Here is a 20,694-nt window from a genome sequence, read left to right on the forward strand (position 1 = left end):
TCAGTGCCCCCAAGGCAGTGTCACCGGGACGAACAGGGTTTCGCTGTCCATGATATGGATCGGAAGCGTTCCCAGCGAAGGCACCCAAGCGGCATAGGCCGGATCGTTCAGGAGACGCGCCGGCAACACGAAGAGGCCCACCAGCGTGCCAAAGCCCAGATTGTTGGCCAAAGTGTTGGTGACCACCTGAGGCATTACCGCAGCATCGGGACTATTGAGCGCGGCAGCCGCGTTCTTTTGGTCTGTGTCGAGCACGATGAAGGCTTGGACGGTCATTAGACGTTTGCTCCTATCGCGGTCATGTAGGCCTGGATAGCGGTGTAAAGCTGCCCCTGCATCGTCACGCCAAGGCTTGCTCCAATCGTGGCACAGCCAACTTGATCGGTGGTGAAGCCAAGAGAACCGCCGTCAGATGTAATGAATAGAATGCCGAATTGAGCGGCGTTCGTCGGGGCGGTGCTGGCGATCACCGACGTTCCAACTTGCGCTCCGTTCTTGAACGCCAAGAATTGCGCAGAGGATGCGCGGTCAATGGCATAGAGGCCGGGGTTTGCGGCATTCGCTATTGCCGGTGCCGAACCAGCATCGTTGAGGGCTTGATTAAACTGATCACCGGTGCCGCGTGTTTGTAGGTATGTCGCCGTCGAGCCGGTGAATACTCCCATTTGGATTGAGGCATCGGCCGCGCGCACCGAGCGATTGTAAAAAGAGATATGAGAGCTGTCCTGCTTGAACTTGAGACTGGCTGTCTCTGGAGTTATTCCGGTGACAAGGCTCGATGTCGAGCCGTCGCCAGCGTATCCACGGTCCACGGTGAATGTAGGCGCGTTTATCGCCGTCAGATTGTAGAGGTCCTGTACCCAGTTAAGCCGAGCGGACTGCGCATCATGTGCGGCCGTCACGTAAAGCGCGTCTGCCTTGGCCCATATGCCGCTGGTCTTCAACCCCACGATCGTGGAGTTGATGAGCGCCTTCCGGGTGTTGTCGGGCTGCACGGTCATGCGAGCAAAGAGAGCAGTGGCGGCCGGGTCGAAGAGCGCTGCCGGGAACGTACCGAGGGAATTCCAGTCCGGTGCGCCGTTCGCAATCGCAAAGGCGGCCATCGCCCCGTTGATCTCGGTGTAAGGGGTGCCGAGCTTTAGATTGATATAAGCCAGCAGCCGGCCGTTCCAGTCATAGGCAGGCACGCCGGCCAGGTCGAACAGGGCGGACCAATCGCCGTTATAGTCGTAGGCGGTGCCCGTGGCGGCCCGCACTGAGGCTTGGCGCAGCGCCTGGTTGGACATCAGGGTTGCCCCGTGTTCTTCGGCCGCAGCATCCCGTTCACGGCGTCCTGTGCCACCATGCGGCGCTCGTCCATCAGAACCTGCTGCTCAAGAGTGCGCATCTTGATAGCGTGATCGGCCTGCATGGCCTCCATGCCCATCCGATGCTCTTGGGCGGCCCGATCCATTTCCATCTTGGTCTGCCCCATCTTGGCCTGAGCTTCGAACTGGGACGTCTGGGCCTCGGTGTTCGCCTTCTGGATCTCCGCTTGCCCCTTGATCTTGGCGGTTTCCATCTTGATCTGCTCATCGGGCGACGGCTGGGGCGGCGGCTTGGGCTGGCCGGCCATCGCCATCAGCTTATCAGTGGTTTCCTCGATCACGTTCTGCAGCTCACGAGCGACAGGGAAGGCACGGACACCAAACAGCAGGAACTGACAGGCCATCGGTGCCAGGTCAGGCTGCTGCTGAACCATCGGCCCCCAGACCGTCATGAACTGGCTCACTGCCTGCAGGAACTCAGTGCGGTCCTGCTTCTCCTGCGTCTCGTCGGCCGACACAGTGCTGTCAGTCTCGATATCGAGGCGGAAGCGGCGAAGAACACCATTGCGGAGCAGTTCCTGAACGTCTTCCTGTGTCGGCCCGAGGTTGTTCAGGACCTGCGGCGGCTGAGGTTGGGGAGGAGGCTGCTGGCCCTGCTGCTGCGCCATCTGAGCTGCCTGCTGCCATTGCGATTGAGCCTTCTGGAACTCAAGCGCGGCCTGCTGCTGCTGCATAGCCACATCCTGCCGAGTGGGAAGCTGCGTTTCCGACACTTCCATCATCGTGGAGAGCTGGAATTGCTCGGCGATGATCTCCCCCGCCATGCTGACGATATCGCGGGCAACACGGGCAAGCTCCTTCTTGCGATCCCCCATGCGGGACGAGCCGTATTGCGCCTTGAGATTCTGCGCATGCGCCGTCTCGTTCGGATCGGTATCGCCACGCATCAGGTCGGAAATGCCGGTGATTTCCCGAACATCATCCTTGAGCTGTTTGCGAAGGTTGATGCACTCGACAATGATCTTGGCGACCTGGTCGACGGGCAGCCAGACGATCGGCGCCCCGCCCTGGGCCTTGTCGGTGAAAGCCGCCCAAGACTTCACCGCGATCATCTTGTTTTCGACGCCGGGCGTCATTGCACGCTCGATTTCCGGAGCGCCTTCGCCCTGCGGTCCAGCCGGATAGAAGCCGATGAGCTTTAGAGCATCGGTCAGGGCCGCGATCCGGTTCGTCAGGTCGTCAATTTCCTCCGTCTGATCCTGGTAGAAAATGAAATCCGGGATCGGCTCCAAGCTGTCATTGGTCAGCGTGCCATAGGCAGGACGAGGTGACGGATAAAAGCCGCTCAGCTTGAGATAGGGCGCACCCTCCTCCAGGACCTCGGCGCATCCCTTGGCAACCCACAAGACGCGCTGGTTCACCTTGTCCCAGATTTCGAATATCTCAGCCTTGCGGGTTTCGCTGTCCGAAGGCTGCCCGTCATTGGTTTCGCGGCTTTCGGAACTGTTGAGCGGCACGGCGCCGCGATAGTCGGGGAACCTCTCCTTGAACTGCTTTCCCGTCAGATAGGCCCGATATGCCAGCCAGGGCAGCTCTTCCCACGTTCGGCCCTTGGGGTGAATGAAATCCTCACGCTGCACATAGTCCAGCCGGACATTTTCAAAGGCGAGCACTTCCGTAGGGCCTGCCTCTTCGGCCTCGGCGCGCTGCTCCTGCGGAGCCTCGGTAAGGCCGTCTTCGACATCGCCCTCTTCGAACACCGCTTCATAGCGCAGCCTGGGAACGCCGCGGGCATAGAGCAAATAGTCGTCGCGGATCTGCTTCAGGAATCGGTCGAAATCGTTGGCGTCGAACTGGAACTGGATTGTCCGCTCGAGCAACTGCGAGGCGATGCGGGCGACAGGGTTGCCAGTGCGAAAACGGGTGTCCACCACCGCCTTGGGCGTCTGGGCATAGACGGCCGGCTTCATGGTCTCGATATTCGACCAGAACAACTGGAACCGCCGACGCTTGGCCGTGCGGCTGCTATCATACCGGTAGAACCTACGGATCTTGTTGCACCGCGTGCGGTATGGCTGCATGTCGCGCTGGGCGGCCTCGATCTCCGATAGCCATTTCATGGCCACGGTGCCGGGCTGTTCGCGCGAATTGTAATCGTCTGCCATCAGGCGCGCTCTCTGCGATCTGTCATCAAGTTCGCGTCCTCGTGCAGCTCATCAAATGTCCAGTCGGACAGCCCGAGCTTGGGCTTTTCTTCCTCTGGATCCTTGGGAACCAGCACCTCAGAAATCATGTGCCGGCTCACCGACAGGTACCGGAAAGCGTCGGCGCCATGGCTGGGCCAACCGTGCCAGGGCTTATCCAGCCACATGCCCCGATCGTCGGACCACTCCTTGCGGTAGGCAGACAGGGCCTTGCGGCCTTCGCTTGTCGCGCCTTCGTCAAAGTCGCAGAGCGGCAGCGTGGAGCGCACCGCGTTGATACCGTCATCGATGCTGAGATCGGCGCCGATGATGATCTTCAAGCCGTGCTGCAAGCCTTGCTCGACACGGCCCAGGCCTGAGCCCCATTCCGTCACGCGGCCATCGTGTGGCCAGATCTGCGTGCCGAGCGTCCAGCCGCGCTCCTTGGCCAGATCCTTGATCTCCTTGGCGTGGTGCGGCAGCCCCTCGCCGGCAAGCTGGTAATACCCGACAATACGAATGCGCCCGCCAATGAACTGGAAAAACCAGATCGCCGTATAGTCGTGCTTGCCGATATCCCAGGCGCCGAGAACCAAATAGCGCGGATCTGCCGGGAAGATGCCGATTCCGCCGCGAAGCTCCAGCTTGGCCAGCTCATCAGCGTAATAGGCACCCTCAACAGCCGCCTCGAAAGCCTCTTCGGGTGTCGACGGATATTCCCGCTTCATGTCCGAAAGCTGAGTTTCCGCCTTCTTGACGTACCAGGCCTTCTGACCAGGCCGCAGGCTGACAACGGTCTTGGCCAGCTTGTCGAAATACTTGGCCATGTCGTCGCCGATGACGACGACGGCCGGGTCAATCTCGTATTCCGGGTTCTTCCACCATGGGAAGAAATGGAATTTGAAATCGAGTGTCGTCAGAGGCGTGCCGGTGCGCTGTTTGGCCTGGGCAATCGTGCACGTCTCGTAATAGTGGCCTTCCTGCCCTTCCGCCGTGCTCTCGACAAAGACAAGCTGTCCAGCCTGCACGGTGTTCAGCGCGCCAGTTCGAACCTCCCTCGCCTTCTCAGGGAACTTTGCGCAGAGCTTCCCATACTCAGACACATGCAGATATTGCAGTGTGCCGGATCGGAGCGACGTGCCCACCCTCACGCTCGAATTGTTCTTCAGCAACAGTTCCTGCGAGTTGCTGTTGACGATCGGCACCGCCTCTTTGATGCCATCGGGCAGATGATCATAGGGGAGCTTCACCTTGTCCCGAAAGATTGTCTGGGCATCGCCCAGGGTGTGAGCGATGGTGCCGCACCGGATGTTCGAATTGAACACCGCGGCGTCCAGCATGAAAATCTGAATGAACGTCGTGAAGCCGAGCTGACGCGCTTTCAGGATCACGTTCTGGTAGTGCATCGCATCGAACAGGGCTTGCTGAGCCCAGTTCATCCGAAACGGTACGCGGTGCCCCTCCTTGTCCACGATCCAATAGAGGTTGCTCAGCCTCCAGCGGACGTCAGAGAACTGCTCAACCGCCGCTTGGAAGGCCGCGCGTTGTGCCATCGATCGCTTTCAGCAGTTCAGAGACTTCGCCGCTCACGCCGTGTTCAACAGCGGTCTTTTCGCCGTAGACCTTGGGCCGAAGCTTGCCCGCCATCCATCGCCGCGTCTCGATCCGCAATTTGGAGCGCTGGATATTCTCGCCATTCGCTTGCCAGCCGGCATTTTCGGGGTCGTTGCGCCGCATCCAATCGTTGCTGCCATCGTCCGCAATATCCAACGACTCGTCGAAAAGCGCATCTGCCTGGGCCTCCCGCGCGTGGGCGTACTGCTCGCGAAAGCTGGCGTTCGCCGCCAGCCAACGAAAAACTGTCGACTGTGCCGGCATGTTCCCGTCAAGGCAGATGCTGCGCAGGCTCTCCCCGTTTGCCAGCCGCTCGCAGATGGCGTCTGCAATGTCCTGCGTGAAGCTGGATGGGCGCCCTGTCTTGGGAGCGGCTGCCTCATCAGCATTATGTGTAAGATGGGTATCATCAGTCATGGAAGCTCGCCCGGTTGACGGGGCGCCTTCTGGTTATTCCGAACTGTGAATTATAGTTGACAATTACGAACTGTGAATTATAGTTCACGGCATGCCAGACATTCGCCAGACAGAAGACTTCGCCAAATGGCTCCGCAAGCTGCGGGATCAGGCCGCTGTCGCCCGGATCAACATTCGCATTCGTCGCCTGCAGATGGGCAACCCTGGCGATGTGAAGCCGGTCGGAGAAGGCGTCAGCGAAATGCGCGTGGACTATGGCCCCGGATATCGGGTCTATTTCCATCAGCGCGGCGAAACTCTGGTGATCCTTCTGTGTGGCGGCGACAAGCGCACGCAGGAGGAAGACATTGCGAAGGCCAAAGCCATGGCAAAGGAGGTTTGACAATGGCCCTTAAGACAACCCAATGGGATCCGGCCGAATACCTCGATACCCCCGAGGCGATGGCCGCTTATCTTGAAGCCGCTTTCGAAGAAGGCGATCCCACCCTTATCACCGCTGCCCTTGGCGATATTGCCAGAGCGAAAGGGATGACCCAGCTTGCCCGCGATACCGGCCTTACCCGGGAAGCTCTCTATAAGGCTCTGTCCCCCGATGGCGACCCGCGCCTGTCTACCTTCTTCGGCGTGATGAAGGCGCTCGGCATGAAGATCGAGGCGCGGGCAGCTTGAGGTGACCATGTCGGTGACATCACCGAAATGATCATGCGGAGCTTGGACTTTGAAGGGATCAGCGATGACAGGCTCGGTGAACGTACGCGGTCGAGGTGCACTGCTAACCCTCGTTGTCATCGCCCTGCTGTCCATCCTGCCCTCAGAGCGTAGCGCTGCAGCTGAAGATCTGTTTGGGACACCAGAGCAGGACCGCGCGGAGATTGTCACCCTCTGCCAGCGGAAGACATTCGGCCAAGACTGTTCTTGTGTTGAGAGTTTTTCGAACGAAATTATAGATGAAAGTCGGAAATATCTTCTGCTGGTTTTGAGAGAACAGCCTGAGAAAGCAGGCAATTATATTATAAAGTACCTAATGTTATCAAAGAGCAAGAGTGCCGTTTATCGCGCTCTTGGCGCATATGCTTACGATAAAATTACATTAAACTCCGTCGAGATAAGCATCATGTGCCACTTTAAGCCGCTTATATTTGCCTATGTGGCCGGCAAAGCGCAGCCATTCATCCGCAAGCTATGAAGCCTCGGCCTCGCCGGTCGTGCTATGATGAAAGGGAACTCGAAGAGAGAGCCCTCATGTCGAAGCTCAAAAAGATCGTTCTACAGATCTTGTTGTTCTGGTTGGCCTTTTGCGTCGCCAGGGCCGCGATCGACTGGCATCGTTTCGTATCGAACCCGATGGAGACGCTGTATGCATCTCTGATTTCAGGATTGGTCGGCGGCGGCACGCTGGCAATCTTGAACAGTATTCCCAATGGCAGGCGGGACAGGAAATAGTGCCATATCAAGCAGGGCAGAACCGGGCGAGCGCCATCCCTCGTCCGTCTGCCTGCTTGAAACTTACACGTGGCTTGGAAACGACGAATTTATCTGCAGCGTAGCTCTCGGATCGTTGGTCCCTGCCAACGACGCTGATTGCCGCAACACCAACTGGAGCACACTTGCATATGCTCGGCATCCTTGGCCTTAGCATCCCAAGGACGAACACGTCGACAACGCGCCTTCATGCGGAGAAGATCGCGAATGCGGCGGCCTCGTTTCGGTTCCTGAATTTTAGCCATATCGCACATCCATTGGTTCGGTGTGCGAAAGCCCGGCAGCTTCTTAGCTCCGGGCGCGAATATCCTCAGGTACCATTAGAGACGATGAATTTCTGACATGGGGGTTGTCAAGCCTAACTGGTGCCAACCCTTAGAAATATGCGGTAAATTGCCGTGAGACCGATGCGCAAACCGCCGTACATGTGGGGCAGGTTCGGCGTCTGGCGATCGAGTATGTGATCGAAGGCCGAAATGATCGGCATGCGGGCGATTGTGGACGCGACCTGCAGGCAGCTCATGATATCGTCCCACTTCAAAATCGTGCGCCTGCACCAGCGAGCATAGGCCTCCGGGTCGCTTCCCTCCTCTGGCAGGACAACACGGTTCGATACGGCGCCAGGCGCGGCAATCGCCTGAAGGTATTCATTCCGCTTGCCCAGATACCATTCTGCTGCCTGGAACTGGTCCTTGTTCAGCTCGCCTTGGATCCGCAGCCATCCCTGCGTGGTGCCGACATTGGGCTTCCCCAGTTCGGGCCGGCCATCCACAAGGCTCTCAGGCAAACCGGTCTGACGCATGCGGGCAGAAATCATCACGGCCTTGATATCCTTCTCGCGTTCGATCCTGGCTGGCTTCGAGCGCGATAGGCGCCCGTTCGGTTCGCGCATGCCAGGCTGTCGCTTGCGTCCTGCTCGGGCCATAGATCACCTCGTTTCATAATCGGTGGAGACGTAGCGGCGCTTTTCAAGGTCGTAATTCAGTCCGACCTTGCAGACGTAGCCCAGCTCTTCGAAGCGGGCTTTCCGCTGGTAGAGGTCTGCTTCTGTGCAGCGCTTGCCGTCCTTGAAGAAGTCAGGCCGATGCACGACAAAGCCCTGGTCCACCCTGTTGAACCAGTTCATGGAACCTGAGATGTCCTCCAGTTCCGGCGGTTCCTTCCTCAGGTGGCCATCGCGCTTGGACGGGTGGGCCAGGATCTGGACATGGCAGTGCATGTCCCGAGCGAACTGGATGACCGCGTTGAGGCAGCGCCCGATATAGTCGGTCTCGCTCTCGCGATTCTCGCGCTTGTGCTCCATGCGGTTCCAAGGATCGACCTGGATCGCCTTGACGCCGTAGCGCACAACCGCGACCTCGGCTCGATCGAGGAGCCAGTTCAGATCCGGCTGCCCTTCGGGGTGCTTGAGGAACACGTAATGATCGTCAATGAAGCGATCGGCGGCGGCCATCATCCGGCCATCCATGTTCATCTCAGGGACGAGGCTGTGCAGGGTGCGGATCTGCCGGCGAAGGTGGGGCTTTTCGCCGGTCTCGAAAGACGCCATCGCTATGCGGAATCCGTATTTGCGCACGATCTGGAACCAGATCTGAGCCCATAGGACCGTCTTTCCGTGGTTGGGCAGACCGGTGACGACACTGAGCATGCCTGGCGCGAGCTTGATCTTGTTTTCCCATTCTTCGAAGCCGGGCGACCACGTAAATATCGGTGGCGGTTCCGGGATCTCGCTCATGAGATACAGACCGTCTACCGGCCAAGGCAACGAGCCTTGTTCGACCATTTCGCGAAGCGCATCGGCGCCGTCGCTCAACAGGAAATCGTTGGCGTCCTTCACCCCGTCCGGCCATTCGAGGAAGTGAAAGCGAGCCTGCCCGAGGATCTTCGCCATGATGCGGCGCAGGATCCGTCCGGGGCCGTCACTGTCGCCACACCAGACGAATTTCCGAACCTTGTTCAGGCCCATCGCAAGCGCATCGAGAACGTACCCGAAACCGTCGGTGCTCTCCTCGTCCTCCTCGCGCAGCTTCTCAGGCGCGCCACCAGGGACCGACAGCACGCGATTGAGGGAGATGCCGGCCTCGATCAGCGATGCCGCGTCAAACTCCCCTTCCGTGATGTAAACAGCATCGAGAGGGCCGCTCAGAACGTTGTCGAGATTGAAGAACGAAGCCTTGGCGTCCTTCTGCGACACAAAGGTTTTTTCCGAGAGCGCCCTCGCCTTCCAATAAGTTCGCTGGCCGCCAACAAAATAGGGCCAGAAAAGTGCCTCGTCCCGCCGCTCAATGCCCGGGAAAAAGGTTGTACCGGACTCGGCGCTGAGCCGATCCAAAGTCGCTGAACTGATGCCCCTGCTCGCGGCGTAGGCCGTAGCCGCTGCGCTGCGCTTCGAAGAATTCGCCGCCGTTCCATCCGCAGTGGTGGCAGTACCACTGGGCGCCGCTCCCATCGACCTTGACGGAGAGGCACCGGTCGCGCTTGTGCTTCCGTTTGGCGCTGCACTCGGGGCAAACTGTTCTGAAACGTCCATTGCGGTTCGACCTGGCCTGAATGTGATGTTCTCGGAAAATCTCGTCGACGTTACGCGCTACCATCCGGTCAGCCTCCCCTCGTCGTCGTAGGTCTTGCCGCGGGATGCCCATTGGTTCGGGCCGATCGGCGTGACCGTCTCGCCAGCCTCTCGCCATTCGCTCACCCAAGGAGGGACCTTTTTGCCGTTCTTGGCCTGGGTGATCTGCTTGGCCCTGGTGACGCCGGCCTCATCCTCAAGCTCTCGGATGGTGGCGCCAAAATAGGTCGAAGGGTCTTTTGCCTTCAGGCAGCTCTGCACCAGCCGCGTGGCTGCCGGCATGGTGGTTGCCCCAGCGTGGGCCAGCTTCATGAGCTTGCCGAGACGCGAACGGGTGATGCCCTTCGCCTCGCATTCCTTGGCCAGGGACCAGAACAAGTCTTCGTCGGACTGTTCTTCGGGCAAGGCGGCCGCAGGCTGGGCAGGCGGCACCTCGGAGGTTGATACGCTAGTATCAACCGTAGAGGTGGAACTATCTAATCTAGCTTCTGGAATATGGTACGCGGACGTGCGCGTACTATGGGCTTTATCCTCCCCCTTATCCCCTTCATCGTCTTGGGGGTTAACCCCTCCGTTAACCTGAGGGATAAGGTTCGGGTTGCCTCCCCCTTTACCGTTGTTTCTGTCGCGCTCCGCTTTCTCGATATCCCGCACCATGCGCCGGCTATAGATCGCGCCGTCTTCGCTCACGCTGTAGACTGCTGCCTCCTGCAGCTCCGCGAGGAGAGCAGAGCATTCCTTCAGGCTGATGCCGGCCAACGATGCCAACTGCTTGGGCGTAACCGCTCGATCATTCACCAGCAGATGCCCGCGCTGGCTGGACTCCCACATCAGGCAAATGACTTCCATCCACAGGCCGCGCGCCGCAATGCTGCACATGCGCAGCTTTGGATCTGCCCGCCAATCGGTGGGGTAGAATTTCAGCCAGGGGCTTTTGCGTTCAGTCTTTGCACTAGCCATTGCTGAGCCCTGCCGCCGCCGCGATGATGCGGCCAGTCTGGAAATCGATGATGGAATTGATGGCCTGATCGGCGCACAGGCCGACGGCCACGCGGATCTCCGTGCCGGTGAAATGGAAGGCGCCGATGCCGTTGGCGCGCAGCTGGTTCGCCCATTGGAAATAGTCGTCGATCTCTGGCGATGTCTTCTGATCCCAGCCCACGGGATCGATCGTCACGGCTAGAAAGAAATCTGCGCCGTGAAAGGTCATGCTCACCAACAGGTCTGCATTTCGGTCGCAAACCAATCTGTTGCGCTCGATCGCTATCGTGTCGTTGCCACCAGCCCGCTTCGAGACCTGATAGCCAAGGTCAAGCGCCAGCTCACACAGGCAGGCCCGGAAGGCGTGAACGAGGTCAGACTTCTGGCGGCTCAGGGTTGTCATTCGGCGCGCCCTCGCCGGGTGAGCCTTTCAACCGTCGTGATCGCCTTTTGCATCGCAGCCTGAGCCGCCAGAATTTCACCGTTATCAGCGCCGACACCACACTGCTCAGCAAAAGCAATCTCTGCCTCCAGCGTGCGGATTTCCTTTTCAAGCTCACGTATCACAGCTCCTTGGATGCGCACGAAGAGGCCAACTGAGATGCCCTTTCGCCGGCCGCGCCGGATGTTTTCAAGAGTTCCTGAACCAGCGCCGATCGCGCGGGCTGCGGCATCCCGGCCGCGAAGGTTCTCGATACGCTCCACAAAGCTACGTGCAGCATCGTCGTAATCGATCGCTGTCGCGGCACTCATTTTTGCCTCGTCTGGAGAAAATGTCCGGTTCTGGCGGATGAAACTGCTCGGCATGTCGTGCTCCTTATGGGGTGCACGACGGGCACGGTTCTCACCGTTGCCGATCCAGTAGTTGAGCAAGGGCTCAGCGCGGCGACTGCCAGGAAGACGCGCGGGTCCGAGGAGAAACGATGCGAAAAGGCGGGGATCTGTCGCTCCGCGCCATCACAAAACTGAAGCGCGAGAGAAAAAGGGCGAGACGGCCGGCGTTGCACCGGCTGCCTACCCACCGATATCGACGTGTGATCAAGGGGAAGGGCGCAGCGAAGTGAAGCCGCGTTGCAAACGAGAGCGGATAGATTGCCGGGGTGAGCAATATCGATGTTCATGCTAGCGCGGCCTTGCTCGGCTCACGCGCGCCGCGCGCCGCGCGTACTGTGCGGCTCTGACGTGACGATGAACCTGTGTGGCATGGCTCGTCAAAAAACCAGGCATCATTCCAGGGAATGCCGTGCTTCCTGGCGTGTTCGCGGATTCGCACCATTTCCACTTGGGTTGGGTAAGCTTCACCGCGATCCCAGCGCGAGACCGTGGATTGCCGGACGCCAGCTATTTCAGCGAAAGCAATCTGCCCAAGCTTGAAGATGGAAACTCGGATGAATGAAATTTGGCTCATAAAACGCATATATGCGCATACTGATATTTTCGCAAGCGAGAAATCCGGCAGTTATCGGCTGCCGCATATTGCAAGCGCGCCCAGGCCGGGTTAGCGAGGAAGGCATGAACGCTTATTCCAAGGTAATCGCCGAGCGCGTTATTGAATTCCGCAAGAAGCACGGGCTGACGCAAACAGAGCTCGGCACGAAGCTGGGGGTTGGCCAATCCACTATCGTTCGATGGGAAAAGGGCGCACTTCCCAGATTTGCCGCCTTCAAAAAATTCCTCGAATACGCCAGAGAATCCGGCGATGAAGACATAGCAGAGGGGTTTCTCAGCGGAAAAACCGAGCCCCTTTCTCCTAGAACTTTTATCGTCATTGAAGGCACAATCGGCAATGCCAGCGCTGTCACCCAGTTCGGTAAAGTCCCTGAGGAAAATCGCGCCTTTGCTTGGGTCAATTTAATGTTGCCAGCTTCATCCTGGGCACTTCTCGTCCTAGGCGATGGGATGAGGCCGAAATATGATGAAGGTGACCTTGTCTGCCTTTCTGAGAAAGTCCCCAAGAAGATTGATATGCCGTTCCTGGGCTACGTGGAGGACTGGAATGGGAATGCCTTTCTGGGCCGGGTTATGAGGGCGGCGAAATCCGATGAAGTTCAAGTCTTTTGCTTCAACGCCGATCCCATCGCGGGATTAAATCCGAACTCTATAAGCGCGGTCGAGGCTGTGATTCCGCGCGGCAAATGGAGTTTAGATAGGGATCCCAGTCGATTTTTGCCGCCCAAATTCCAAAACGGATAATATGCGTTGACAGATAATATGCGTTAGTCGATAACAGGCTCCTCCGGATCATCGGAATGGAGAGCCTTGCCATGAATGCTTTGACCCCTATCGCCGCCCACACCCCAGTCGTCAGCCTTGCCGCAATTGAATATGCAGATGCTGAGCTAATTGAACTGGGCCGCCGGATTGATGCTCTGGACATCCAAATTTCGGAGAATTGTCGGCAGGATGCAGAACTAATCCCAATCCGTGACGCATTCTTCGACGACGTCCCAGAGTCGCTACTCGTCACCAATGATGACCGGTACTGGTGGCGTGGCACAGGCGGTGAACCTTTGCGTGCTGGCGACACGTGGAACTACTATCAGGCGGAAAAACTCGAAGTGCCCCGCGGCGCAGTTTACTCCGGCTCGCTAAAGCGAATTACGGCCCGAGTTGCTGAACTTCGGCGGGCCGCAAAAGAGCACCTTCTGCGCTACAAATCCTTCGTGATCGAAATCGGTGCAAAAGCCATCGAAGACGAGTACGGCGCTCTTTGCGAAAGGCGCGACCTCCTAGTTCAGCAGGCAATGTCGATTGTGCCCCATACGGTCAATGGTCTTGTTGTGCAGGCGAAAATCGTCCGAGCTGAAAGCCTCCTCTGGAATAAAGATCAAGCCAATTTGGATACCGGCGAATGGGAAACGATGAGCTTTGTGAGCAACGTCCTGGCATTCGCTGCCATGCAGGAGGACTGAGCGATGAACATCGCTATTCGCCAGCAGGAAGGTAGCTCGACAGAGATCGCAGCGACCTTCCTCGAACCTTTCACAGCCGCCGACTACCTCGCGACCGAACGCATGGTTGGCCACGAGGTTTCCTATTATCGCGATCGAGAGAAGCTCTTCATCTCCGTCTATTTCGGCAATCGAAAATACAAAAAGGCGACGAGGAACGCCTACATCGACGGCTTGTGGCGCTTTCGTTCGTGGCAGGACGCCAACCCCAACTGGAAAGAGCAGGTGGTTGCCGAGCTTGATCGAGAGAAGGCCGCGGCATGACCAACATCATCAACTTCACGGCGCCTCAGGCGCCGTTCTCCCGCCTCGTCAAGGACCTCATGGACCGGATCCAGGCTGGCGGCCTCTATTGGCACATCATCATCCCGGACGAAGCCCACCGGGAACGACTGATACCTCCAGATCTCTCCTTCGGCCTCATCCCTCCCAACATCCCGCCGCAAGACGCGCTCGACGCGGCCGCGGAGCTACGAGAGATCTGGTACAGCGACAGCGCCATGCGGGTGAAGATGATCCAATGGCACGCCGAGCGCGGCCTCCTGCACGAAAAGCTGCCGATGACTGATCCGTCGACATGGTCTGAGGGCGGCGTCGCATGAGCAGCCTTCGTATTCCGGTCGAATTCGACGTCGCCGACATGCCTGAGCCGAAGGAACTTCTGGACAAGCTGTCAAAGGACCAAGAACGGCGCTTCCTTGCCGTGCCCGCGCGCAAGCTGACCACCTATGACCGGGCGCTTGAGAAGGCCAGGAACATGGTCGAGCGCAACGGCATGACGGTTCGCGTCATGGAGGTTCGGGAGACGATCTATTGCCTGACCAAGAACGCGAAAGAGAGGCATTGCGCCGATGGCTAGCCCAGCCCTACCATCCTCCGCTCTTGGGGGCGGCCGTTGCAGCCAATTGCAGCGGCCGCCAGATCCGCTCTTAATCGAGTTCGTTCAAGCATTGGCACGGCGTCAGGCGCGTATCGATCACGCCCGCCTCATCGCAAACACATCGGGAAGCGGCAATGACCACCAAGCGCGGGGCGATCTACGCCAGATACTCGACTGACCTGCAGAACGATCGCAGCGTCGAGGATCAAATCGCGCTTTGCCGCTCCTACGCAGAACGGAACGGCATCAATGTGGTTTCCACGTTTCACGACCGCGCCCGTTCTGGCGCCTCTGTATTCGGGCGCGACGGGCTTCTCAGCCTGATCGACGCGTCAAAGACCGGCACCTTTACCACCATCATCGTCGAGGCCCTGGACCGTCTCTCCCGCGATCAGGAGGACCTTGCCGGCCTTTACAAGCGTCTATCATTCCGGGGCGTTGAAATCCTCGCTGTCCATGAGGGGAAGGTCGATCAGGTCCAGATCGGCGTTCGCGGCATGCTCGGCAGCCTCTATCTCGCTGACCTCGCCAACAAGGTACGTCGCGGCCTGGCTGGCGTCATCCGCGACAAAAGGCATGCCGGCGGCCGTGCCTATGGCTACCGGCCGATTCCTGGCAAACCAGGTGAAATGGAGATTGTTGAGGAAGAGGCCGCCGTCGTGCGTCGGATCTTTGCCGAGTACCGGGCAGGATCCAGCCCGAGAAGTATTGCCATCGGCCTGAACCAGGATGGCGTAACCGCGCCTCGAGGTGGCCGCTGGGCAGCGTCAACGATCAACGGCAATACCAAGCGGGGCAATGGCTTGCTGCAAAACCCGCTCTACAGCGGCCGGCTTGTCTGGAACCGCGTGCGCATGGTTCGCGACCCTGACACCGGCAAGAGGGTATCGAGGCCAAACCCTGAAAACGAATGGCAGACGGTCGACGTGCCGCATTTGCGGATTGTACGGGAAGATGACGCCGGTGAGGCAGCCGCCCGAAAGCAGGCTCTGGCGCGTGGGCCGAACTCTCGCGGCGGCCGACCGGGGAAAAGGCTGCTGTCCGGTCTGATGCGCTGCGGTGCCTGCGGCGGCAGTATGGTCATTCAAGGCCCCGACCGCGGCGGCCAGCGCATCATCTGTTCGAACCATAAGGAGGCTCGAACTTGCGACAATCAATCCCGGTACTATGTCGAGCGGATCGAGGCGGCTGTCGTCGACCACCTGCGAGCACAACTAAAAACGCCCGAGCTGCTGGCGGCCTATGTCGCTGCCTATCGGGAGGAAAGGCGAGCGCTTGAGGCTGCTTCGCGGCGCGGGCGTGCGAAACTGGAGAAGGGACTGGCGGACGCTAAAGCCGGGATCAGCCGTATTGTCGATATGATCGGGGCGGGAATTCTTGACGCTGGCGAGGCCGTTGAGCGTCTGGCGCCGTTGCGCGCCGACCGGGACCGCTATGCTGCGGAGCTGGCGACAGCCGCCAACGAGACGAACGTGATCGAGCTGCACCCGACTGCCGTGAAGGCCTTCCATCAAAATCTGGAAATGCTGCGCGTGATCCTGAGTGGAGGATTCGGCGATATCCCCGCCGATCTACGCAATCTCTTCCGGGTATTCGTCGAAGCCGTAACCATCCGCCCAAGGCAGGCGCACGAGCCATATGTCTTTGAAGTGACTGGCCACCTTGCGCCGCTCTTGAGCGATCTGTCGGTGAATTCGATGGTAGCGGGAGAGGGACTTGAACCCCCGACACGCGGATTATGATTCCGCTGCTCTAACCAGCTGAGCTACCCCGCCACGGGGCCCGGCACTGCCGGGACGGGCGGCTTATGCAAGGCTGGGCCGAAACTGTCAAGCGGGCGGGAGAGGAAATCTTCTCCCCTCCCCGTTTTTGCTGGCGTCTCGCCCCAGCGGCCGCGATGTCAGGCCCAATATCAGGCCTTGGTGAGCAGACCGAGCAGGCCCTTGTGGATGGCTTCGTTGCCGGCCACGATGTCGCCGGTGTCCAGCATGGTGTCCCCGCCCCGGATGTCGGAGATGAAGCCGCCGGCTTCGCGTACCAGCACGATGCCGGCCGCCAGGTCCCAGGAGGAGAGCCAGCGCGCGGCCAGGCCGTCGAGCCGGCCGGAAGCGACATAGGCCAGGTCCAGGGCGGCGGCGCCGAAATTGCGCACGCCGGCAACCTTGCCCATCACGGTGCCGAGATCGGCGAGGTTGGTCTGGTGCTGGCCGCGGCCGAGGCGCGCCAGGCTCATGCCCACGATCGAATCCTCCATCAGGCGGCGGCCGGAGACACGGATGCGGCGTTCGTTGTGGAAGGCGCCCTTGCCGCGCTCGGCCACGAACAGGTCCTCGGTGGCGGGATTGTAGACGACGCCGGCTACCAGCAGGCCCTCGCGCTCCAAGGCCACGGAAACGGCGAAGAAAGGCACGCCGTGCAGGAAATTGGTGGTGCCGTCGAGCGGATCGATATGCCAGCGATGGGTCTTGTCCGCGCCTTCGACGACGCCGGCTTCCTCCATCACGAAGCCATAGCCCGGACGGGCCCGCTCCAGTTCCTGATGCAGCGTGCGCTCGGCCTTCTTGTCGGCGACGGACACGAAATCGCCCGGCCCCTTGGTCGAGACCTGCAGGTTCTCCAGCTCGCCGAAATCGCGCTTGAGACCCTTGCCGGCCTTGAGCACGGCAGCAACCATCACATTCATCAAAGGTGAACGCAGCATCATGAAACTTTCAAATAACAGCCGCCCCGGAGCACGGGGCACGGGAATGGGAAGCGGCCTGTCTAATGGAAAATGCCGCCGATATGAACGGGAAAATGCGACCGGCGTGAAAATTCGAATCGCAGCGGCCCTTAAGGTTCACAGGCCCTGATAATAGGCCTTCCAATGGCTGCGCAGTGCCTCTTCCTCGGCGCCGATGTCATAGGCGGGCGATGAAATCGGCTTCACCGTCTCGACGCGAACACGCACGAAATGGCGGATGCGGTCGGCCAGGGCGCCCCAGCGGTCGAAATGCGGACGCAAAGCCGCGAAAGCCTCGCTCTCCTTGGCGATGACCTCGCAACGGCCGCGGATGCGCACGCCCTTGCGGGCCAGCACATCGACGAAATTGATCTCCACCACCGGGCGCTCGCGTATGTTGCGCAAGGTTCCCGGGGAGCGCGCCTCCCCGAAAACGATATGGTGGTCGTCCAAGGCCAGCATCATGCCCTTGGGCGACAGATTGGGCGTCCCGTCAGGATTGACGCTCGCCACATAGCCGAGCGAATGGCGCTCGATCACCGCCCTCGCCGCCGCATCCAGCACCGCCAACCTCCCCTATCGATCCTTCGTACCAACCTGAAGAAAAAGATCGGTTGGCATTACATGCCGTAGTAGCGGGCGCCCTGAATGGCCGCCGCCCGCACCTCCGGCGTTTGTCGGGCGACATATTCGTCGAGCTGCTTGTCGTCGAGCCCCGCCGCCTTGGCGAGCAGATGCCACATGCAGGCCAGCACCGGATTGGGCGCCAGGCCAATGCCGGCCGCATACATCCGCGCCAGGCGATTGCGGGCGATCGGCGAGCCACGCCGGGCCGCGCGCTCGAACCAGTCGGCCGCCATCTCCTGGTCGCGCGGCACGCCCTCCCCGTTGAAGAGGGCGATGCCATATTCCACCATGCCGTCGATATTGCTGGCATTGGCCGAGGCCAGGAAGAACTCGGTCGCCTTCTTCTTGTCGGCCGGCACGCCCTTGCCGTCCTTGGTCAGCACGCCGAGCGAATAGAGGGCATCGCCATTATTGGCGAGAGCCGCCTGGCTGAAGCGCTTATAGGCGGTGGCGTAGTCGGGCGGACCGTTGGTGGTACGCAGGGCGATGATGCCGAGATTATAGGCCGCCTCGGGCACGCCCAATTCGGCGGCGCGGTTGAGCAGCAGCATGCCACCCGGCTCGTCCTTGGGCACGTTCTTGCCCAGGAGCTTGGTCATGCCATAGGCGAACATGGCGTTGCGATCGCCGCGCTCGGCCGCCTCGGAATACCATTGCGCTGCCTTCACAGGATCGGGCGGCACGCCCAGGCCATTGGCATAGAGCTGGGCGATCAGGGTCATCGCCGCAGGATCCTTGTCGGCCACCACGCGCTTGGTGGCTTCCTCCAGCGCCCTGAGATAGTAGCCGCGCTGGAAAGCGCCATAGGCAAGATCCGGCGGCGGCCCGCCCGGCACGGCGGGGGCTGCCACCTCCGCGGGCTTGGCGGCACCGGATGGCGGCGCGGCCTCGCCAGGCGCGTTCTCCGCGGGCTTGGCGGCTTCCGATGCGGGTTGAGCAGCCGTGGCCGGCGCACCTGCCTCTGCCGGCTTGCCCGCCTCGCCGCCATTGGCTTCGGCCGGCTGTGCGGCGTCGGCAGGGGGCGAGGGTTCCGCGCGGCCCGGCAACGAGGCGAGAAGGACCGGCAGCGCGAGCGCGGCCGCAACAGCGATGCGCTTCATGCGAGACTTCCTCTCTGCTTCAGCAGCCGGTCCGCCAGCGCAACCGCTTCGGCGGGCCCCTGCTCGTGATTCCAGACGGCATTGCCGAGCGCCACGAAATCGGCACCGGCATCGGCGAACAGCGGCACCGCCGCCAGATCCGGCGCGAAGGCGACGCAAGGCACTTCGAAGAGCTCGGCCCACCAGGCGGTGCGCTCTACCACGCCCTCCAGCGGCGGCAGGCGGCCATCGCGCGCCGGCTCCCCGAACATGACATAGTCAACGCCGCTTTCGGCCACGGTCATGGCCTCGTCACGCGTGCGGATGCCGCCCGCTCCGACGATGCGCTCAGGCTTGAAGCTGTCGAGCGCGTCGGTCAGGCCCTTGCGGCCGTCATTGAGATGCACGCCATCGGCACCCGCCCGCGCCACCACCGCGCTCCAGCCGCTGACGAGCAGCGCCGCGCCCGCGCCTTGCACCACCGGCGCGATCTCCTTGATCAGCTTCTTGGCGCCGTTGTCGTCGCCGGCCACCGGGGTGAACAGCACGCAGGCAATGTCGCCGGCCGACAACGCGGCCCGCAGGGCCGGCAGGAAGGGGGCGACATCGTCGAGGGCCGGGGTGACCAGATAGATCTGGACGGGAGGGCGGGATGGAACTTCAGCCATGGAGGGAATCCCGGGCGTCCTTCTTCTTGCTACGGCATCGGGGCCGATCCCGGGATCGGCTCCGATACTGTACGATTTCGTTGTCGTCTCGCTCAAGCCGAGAGGCGCGAGGCGGTTTTCCGGAACCGCTCAAGCGAATTTCGGCTCGAATTTGCCGGCCTTGTAGCTCTTGGCCATCTCGTGGAGCGGAATGACCTTGATCTTGGCAGCCTGGCCCGCGGTGCCGAACTCCTCATAGCGCTGCTTGCACAGCTTGATCATCGCATCCTGGGCCGGCTTGAGATATTTGCGCGGATCAAATTCGCCCGGATTTTCGGCAAAGATACGGCGGATCTGGCCGGTGATGGCCATGCGGCAATCGGTATCGATATTGACCTTGCGCACGCCGTATTTGATGCCGAGCTGGATCTCCTCCACCGGCACGCCCCAGGTCTGCGGCATCTCGCCGCCATATTTGTTGATGATGTCCTGGAGCTCCTGCGGCACCGAGGAAGAACCATGCATGACCAGATGCATGTCGGGCATGCGCTGGTTGATTTCCTTGATGACGTTCATCGCCAGGATGGCGCCATCGGGCTTGCGGGAGAATTTATAGGCGCCATGCGAGGTGCCCATGGCGATGGCGAGCGCATCGACCTTGGTGTCCTTGACGAACTTCACCGCCTCGTCGGGATTGGTGAGGAGCTGGTCATGCGAGAGCTCGCCTTCGGCGCCGTGGCCGTCCTCGGCCTCGCCCGTGCCGCTTTCGAGGCTGCCGAGCACGCCGAGTTCTCCTTCCACCGAGGCGCCGACCCAATGGGCCATGTCGACGACGCGGCGGGTGATGCCGGCATTATAGCCATAGTCGGCCGGCGTCTTGCCGTCCTCCTTGAGCGAGCCGTCCATCATCACCGAGGTGAAGCCGGCCTGGATGGCGGTGAGGCAGGTCGCTTCGTTGTTGCCATGGTCCTGGTGCACGCAGACCGGAAGGTCCGGATAGATCTCGACTGCCGCATCCATCATCTTGGTCAGCATGATGTCGTTGGCATATTGGCGCGCACCGCGAGAGGCCTGCATGATCACCGGCGAGCCGGTGGCCTTGGCCGCCTCCATGATGGCGATTACCTGCTCCATATTGTTGATGTTGAAGGCGGGGACGCCATAGCCATGCTCGGCGGCGTGGTCGAGCAACTGGCGAAGGGTGATGCGTGCCATGAGAAGTCTCCGAAATTTGC

The 20,694-nt window shown here is 60.4% G+C and carries 26 protein-coding genes and 1 tRNA gene; 11 read left to right on the forward strand and 16 right to left on the reverse strand.

Annotated features, from left to right (window positions below; translation table 11 throughout):
* Genes AB4037_RS08590 through AB4037_RS08610 form a run of 5 tightly spaced genes read right to left on the reverse strand, consistent with a single transcriptional unit; the run spans position 1 to position 5,521 of the window.
* Positions 1–276 carry a hypothetical protein gene (locus tag AB4037_RS08590; RefSeq protein WP_441771235.1) on the reverse strand — a complete coding sequence of 92 codons (276 nt, stop codon included), beginning with the start codon at positions 274–276 and terminating at the stop codon, positions 1–3.
* Positions 276–1,286 (reverse strand): hypothetical protein, encoded by a 1,011-nt coding sequence (locus tag AB4037_RS08595; protein WP_441771236.1) that lies wholly within the window; start codon positions 1,284–1,286, stop codon positions 276–278. Before AB4037_RS08595 ends, AB4037_RS08590 begins: the two co-directional genes overlap by 1 nt.
* Positions 1,286–3,472 carry a hypothetical protein gene (locus tag AB4037_RS08600; protein ID WP_441771237.1) on the reverse strand — a complete coding sequence of 729 codons (2,187 nt, stop codon included), beginning with the start codon at positions 3,470–3,472 and terminating at the stop codon, positions 1,286–1,288. The genes AB4037_RS08595 and AB4037_RS08600 overlap by 1 nt, the downstream gene beginning before the upstream one ends.
* Positions 3,472–5,043 carry a terminase gene (locus AB4037_RS08605; protein WP_441771238.1) on the reverse strand — a complete coding sequence of 524 codons (1,572 nt, stop codon included), beginning with the start codon at positions 5,041–5,043 and terminating at the stop codon, positions 3,472–3,474. Before AB4037_RS08605 ends, AB4037_RS08600 begins: the two co-directional genes overlap by 1 nt.
* Positions 5,009–5,521 carry a terminase small subunit protein gene (locus AB4037_RS08610; RefSeq protein WP_441771239.1) on the reverse strand — a complete coding sequence of 171 codons (513 nt, stop codon included), beginning with the start codon at positions 5,519–5,521 and terminating at the stop codon, positions 5,009–5,011. The genes AB4037_RS08605 and AB4037_RS08610 overlap by 35 nt, the downstream gene beginning before the upstream one ends.
* Positions 5,522–5,612: 91 nt before the next feature.
* Between AB4037_RS08610 and AB4037_RS08615 the strand changes: the two genes are divergently transcribed.
* From AB4037_RS08615 to AB4037_RS08630, 4 genes are all read left to right on the forward strand, one after another.
* Complete coding sequence (locus tag AB4037_RS08615; protein ID WP_441771240.1) at positions 5,613–5,903, forward strand: type II toxin-antitoxin system RelE/ParE family toxin; 291 nt, start codon at positions 5,613–5,615, stop codon at positions 5,901–5,903.
* Between the two features lie 2 nt (positions 5,904–5,905).
* Positions 5,906–6,190, forward strand: a complete 285-nt coding sequence (locus AB4037_RS08620) for an addiction module antidote protein (RefSeq protein ID WP_441771241.1) — start codon at positions 5,906–5,908, stop codon at positions 6,188–6,190.
* A 64-nt stretch (positions 6,191–6,254) separates the two neighbouring features.
* Positions 6,255–6,707, forward strand: a complete 453-nt coding sequence (locus AB4037_RS08625; RefSeq protein ID WP_441771242.1) for a hypothetical protein — start codon at positions 6,255–6,257, stop codon at positions 6,705–6,707.
* Between the two features lie 56 nt (positions 6,708–6,763).
* Positions 6,764–6,964 (forward strand): hypothetical protein, encoded by a 201-nt coding sequence (locus AB4037_RS08630; protein ID WP_441771243.1) that lies wholly within the window; start codon positions 6,764–6,766, stop codon positions 6,962–6,964.
* Positions 6,965–7,361: 397 nt separating this feature from the next.
* Here AB4037_RS08630 and AB4037_RS08635 read toward each other — a convergent pair whose 3' ends face one another.
* The 5 genes from AB4037_RS08635 to AB4037_RS08655 all read right to left on the reverse strand — a co-directional run bounded on the left by AB4037_RS08635 (position 7,362) and on the right by AB4037_RS08655 (position 11,360).
* On the reverse strand, positions 7,362–7,895 hold the full coding sequence (locus tag AB4037_RS08635) for a hypothetical protein (RefSeq protein ID WP_441771244.1): 534 nt from the start codon (positions 7,893–7,895) through the stop codon (positions 7,362–7,364).
* Between the two features lie 36 nt (positions 7,896–7,931).
* Positions 7,932–9,335, reverse strand: a complete 1,404-nt coding sequence (locus tag AB4037_RS08640; protein ID WP_441771245.1) for a DnaB-like helicase C-terminal domain-containing protein — start codon at positions 9,333–9,335, stop codon at positions 7,932–7,934.
* Positions 9,336–9,590: 255 nt separating this feature from the next.
* Positions 9,591–10,532 carry a hypothetical protein gene (locus AB4037_RS08645; protein WP_441771246.1) on the reverse strand — a complete coding sequence of 314 codons (942 nt, stop codon included), beginning with the start codon at positions 10,530–10,532 and terminating at the stop codon, positions 9,591–9,593.
* On the reverse strand, positions 10,525–10,956 hold the full coding sequence (locus AB4037_RS08650; protein WP_441771247.1) for a hypothetical protein: 432 nt from the start codon (positions 10,954–10,956) through the stop codon (positions 10,525–10,527). Before AB4037_RS08650 ends, AB4037_RS08645 begins: the two co-directional genes overlap by 8 nt.
* On the reverse strand, positions 10,953–11,360 hold the full coding sequence (locus tag AB4037_RS08655) for a hypothetical protein (protein WP_441771248.1): 408 nt from the start codon (positions 11,358–11,360) through the stop codon (positions 10,953–10,955). The genes AB4037_RS08650 and AB4037_RS08655 overlap by 4 nt, the downstream gene beginning before the upstream one ends.
* Positions 11,361–11,751: 391 nt before the next feature.
* Between AB4037_RS08655 and AB4037_RS08660 the strand changes: the two genes are divergently transcribed.
* The 7 genes from AB4037_RS08660 to AB4037_RS08690 all read left to right on the forward strand — a co-directional run bounded on the left by AB4037_RS08660 (position 11,752) and on the right by AB4037_RS08690 (position 16,126).
* Entirely contained in the window at positions 11,752–11,949 is a 198-nt protein-coding gene (locus AB4037_RS08660) for a hypothetical protein (RefSeq protein ID WP_441771249.1), read from the forward strand.
* A gap of 116 nt (positions 11,950–12,065) precedes the next feature.
* Complete coding sequence (locus tag AB4037_RS08665) at positions 12,066–12,746, forward strand: helix-turn-helix domain-containing protein (RefSeq protein ID WP_441771250.1); 681 nt, start codon at positions 12,066–12,068, stop codon at positions 12,744–12,746.
* A 71-nt stretch (positions 12,747–12,817) separates the two neighbouring features.
* Positions 12,818–13,465 (forward strand): hypothetical protein, encoded by a 648-nt coding sequence (locus tag AB4037_RS08670; RefSeq protein WP_441771251.1) that lies wholly within the window; start codon positions 12,818–12,820, stop codon positions 13,463–13,465.
* A gap of 3 nt (positions 13,466–13,468) precedes the next feature.
* Positions 13,469–13,768 (forward strand): hypothetical protein, encoded by a 300-nt coding sequence (locus AB4037_RS08675; RefSeq protein ID WP_441771252.1) that lies wholly within the window; start codon positions 13,469–13,471, stop codon positions 13,766–13,768.
* On the forward strand, positions 13,765–14,106 hold the full coding sequence (locus AB4037_RS08680; protein ID WP_441771253.1) for a hypothetical protein: 342 nt from the start codon (positions 13,765–13,767) through the stop codon (positions 14,104–14,106). The genes AB4037_RS08675 and AB4037_RS08680 overlap by 4 nt, the downstream gene beginning before the upstream one ends.
* Positions 14,103–14,363, forward strand: coding sequence for a hypothetical protein (locus AB4037_RS08685; RefSeq protein ID WP_441771254.1), 261 nt, complete (start codon positions 14,103–14,105; stop codon positions 14,361–14,363). Before AB4037_RS08680 ends, AB4037_RS08685 begins: the two co-directional genes overlap by 4 nt.
* Before the next feature lie 155 nt (positions 14,364–14,518).
* The gene (locus AB4037_RS08690) at positions 14,519–16,126 is read left to right on the forward strand and encodes a recombinase family protein (protein ID WP_441771458.1); all 1,608 of its coding nucleotides are present in this window, start codon (positions 14,519–14,521) and stop codon (positions 16,124–16,126) included.
* Here AB4037_RS08690 and AB4037_RS08695 read toward each other — a convergent pair.
* The 6 genes from AB4037_RS08695 to fba all read right to left on the reverse strand — a co-directional run bounded on the left by AB4037_RS08695 (position 16,083) and on the right by fba (position 20,674).
* Positions 16,083–16,159: transfer RNA gene (locus AB4037_RS08695), tRNA-Met, on the reverse strand. The genes AB4037_RS08690 and AB4037_RS08695 overlap by 44 nt on opposite strands.
* Before the next feature lie 137 nt (positions 16,160–16,296).
* A complete protein-coding gene (locus AB4037_RS08700) occupies positions 16,297–17,085 on the reverse strand; it encodes an inositol monophosphatase family protein (RefSeq protein ID WP_434959589.1) in 789 nt (262 codons plus the stop codon).
* Positions 17,086–17,223: 138 nt separating this feature from the next.
* Positions 17,224–17,670: a pyridoxamine 5'-phosphate oxidase family protein gene (locus tag AB4037_RS08705; RefSeq protein WP_434955174.1), complete on the reverse strand. Its 447-nt coding sequence runs from the start codon at positions 17,668–17,670 to the stop codon at positions 17,224–17,226.
* A 56-nt stretch (positions 17,671–17,726) separates the two neighbouring features.
* Complete coding sequence (locus tag AB4037_RS08710) at positions 17,727–18,833, reverse strand: hypothetical protein (RefSeq protein ID WP_434955173.1); 1,107 nt, start codon at positions 18,831–18,833, stop codon at positions 17,727–17,729.
* Positions 18,830–19,480 (reverse strand): thiamine phosphate synthase, encoded by a 651-nt coding sequence (locus AB4037_RS08715; protein WP_434955172.1) that lies wholly within the window; start codon positions 19,478–19,480, stop codon positions 18,830–18,832. Before AB4037_RS08715 ends, AB4037_RS08710 begins: the two co-directional genes overlap by 4 nt.
* A gap of 129 nt (positions 19,481–19,609) precedes the next feature.
* Positions 19,610–20,674: a class II fructose-bisphosphate aldolase gene (gene fba, locus AB4037_RS08720; protein ID WP_441771255.1), complete on the reverse strand. Its 1,065-nt coding sequence runs from the start codon at positions 20,672–20,674 to the stop codon at positions 19,610–19,612.
* Positions 20,675–20,694 lie beyond the last annotated feature (20 nt).

This window comes from Labrys sp. KB_33_2 (assembly GCF_052114505.1).
Taxonomy (GTDB): domain Bacteria; phylum Pseudomonadota; class Alphaproteobacteria; order Rhizobiales; family Labraceae; genus Labrys.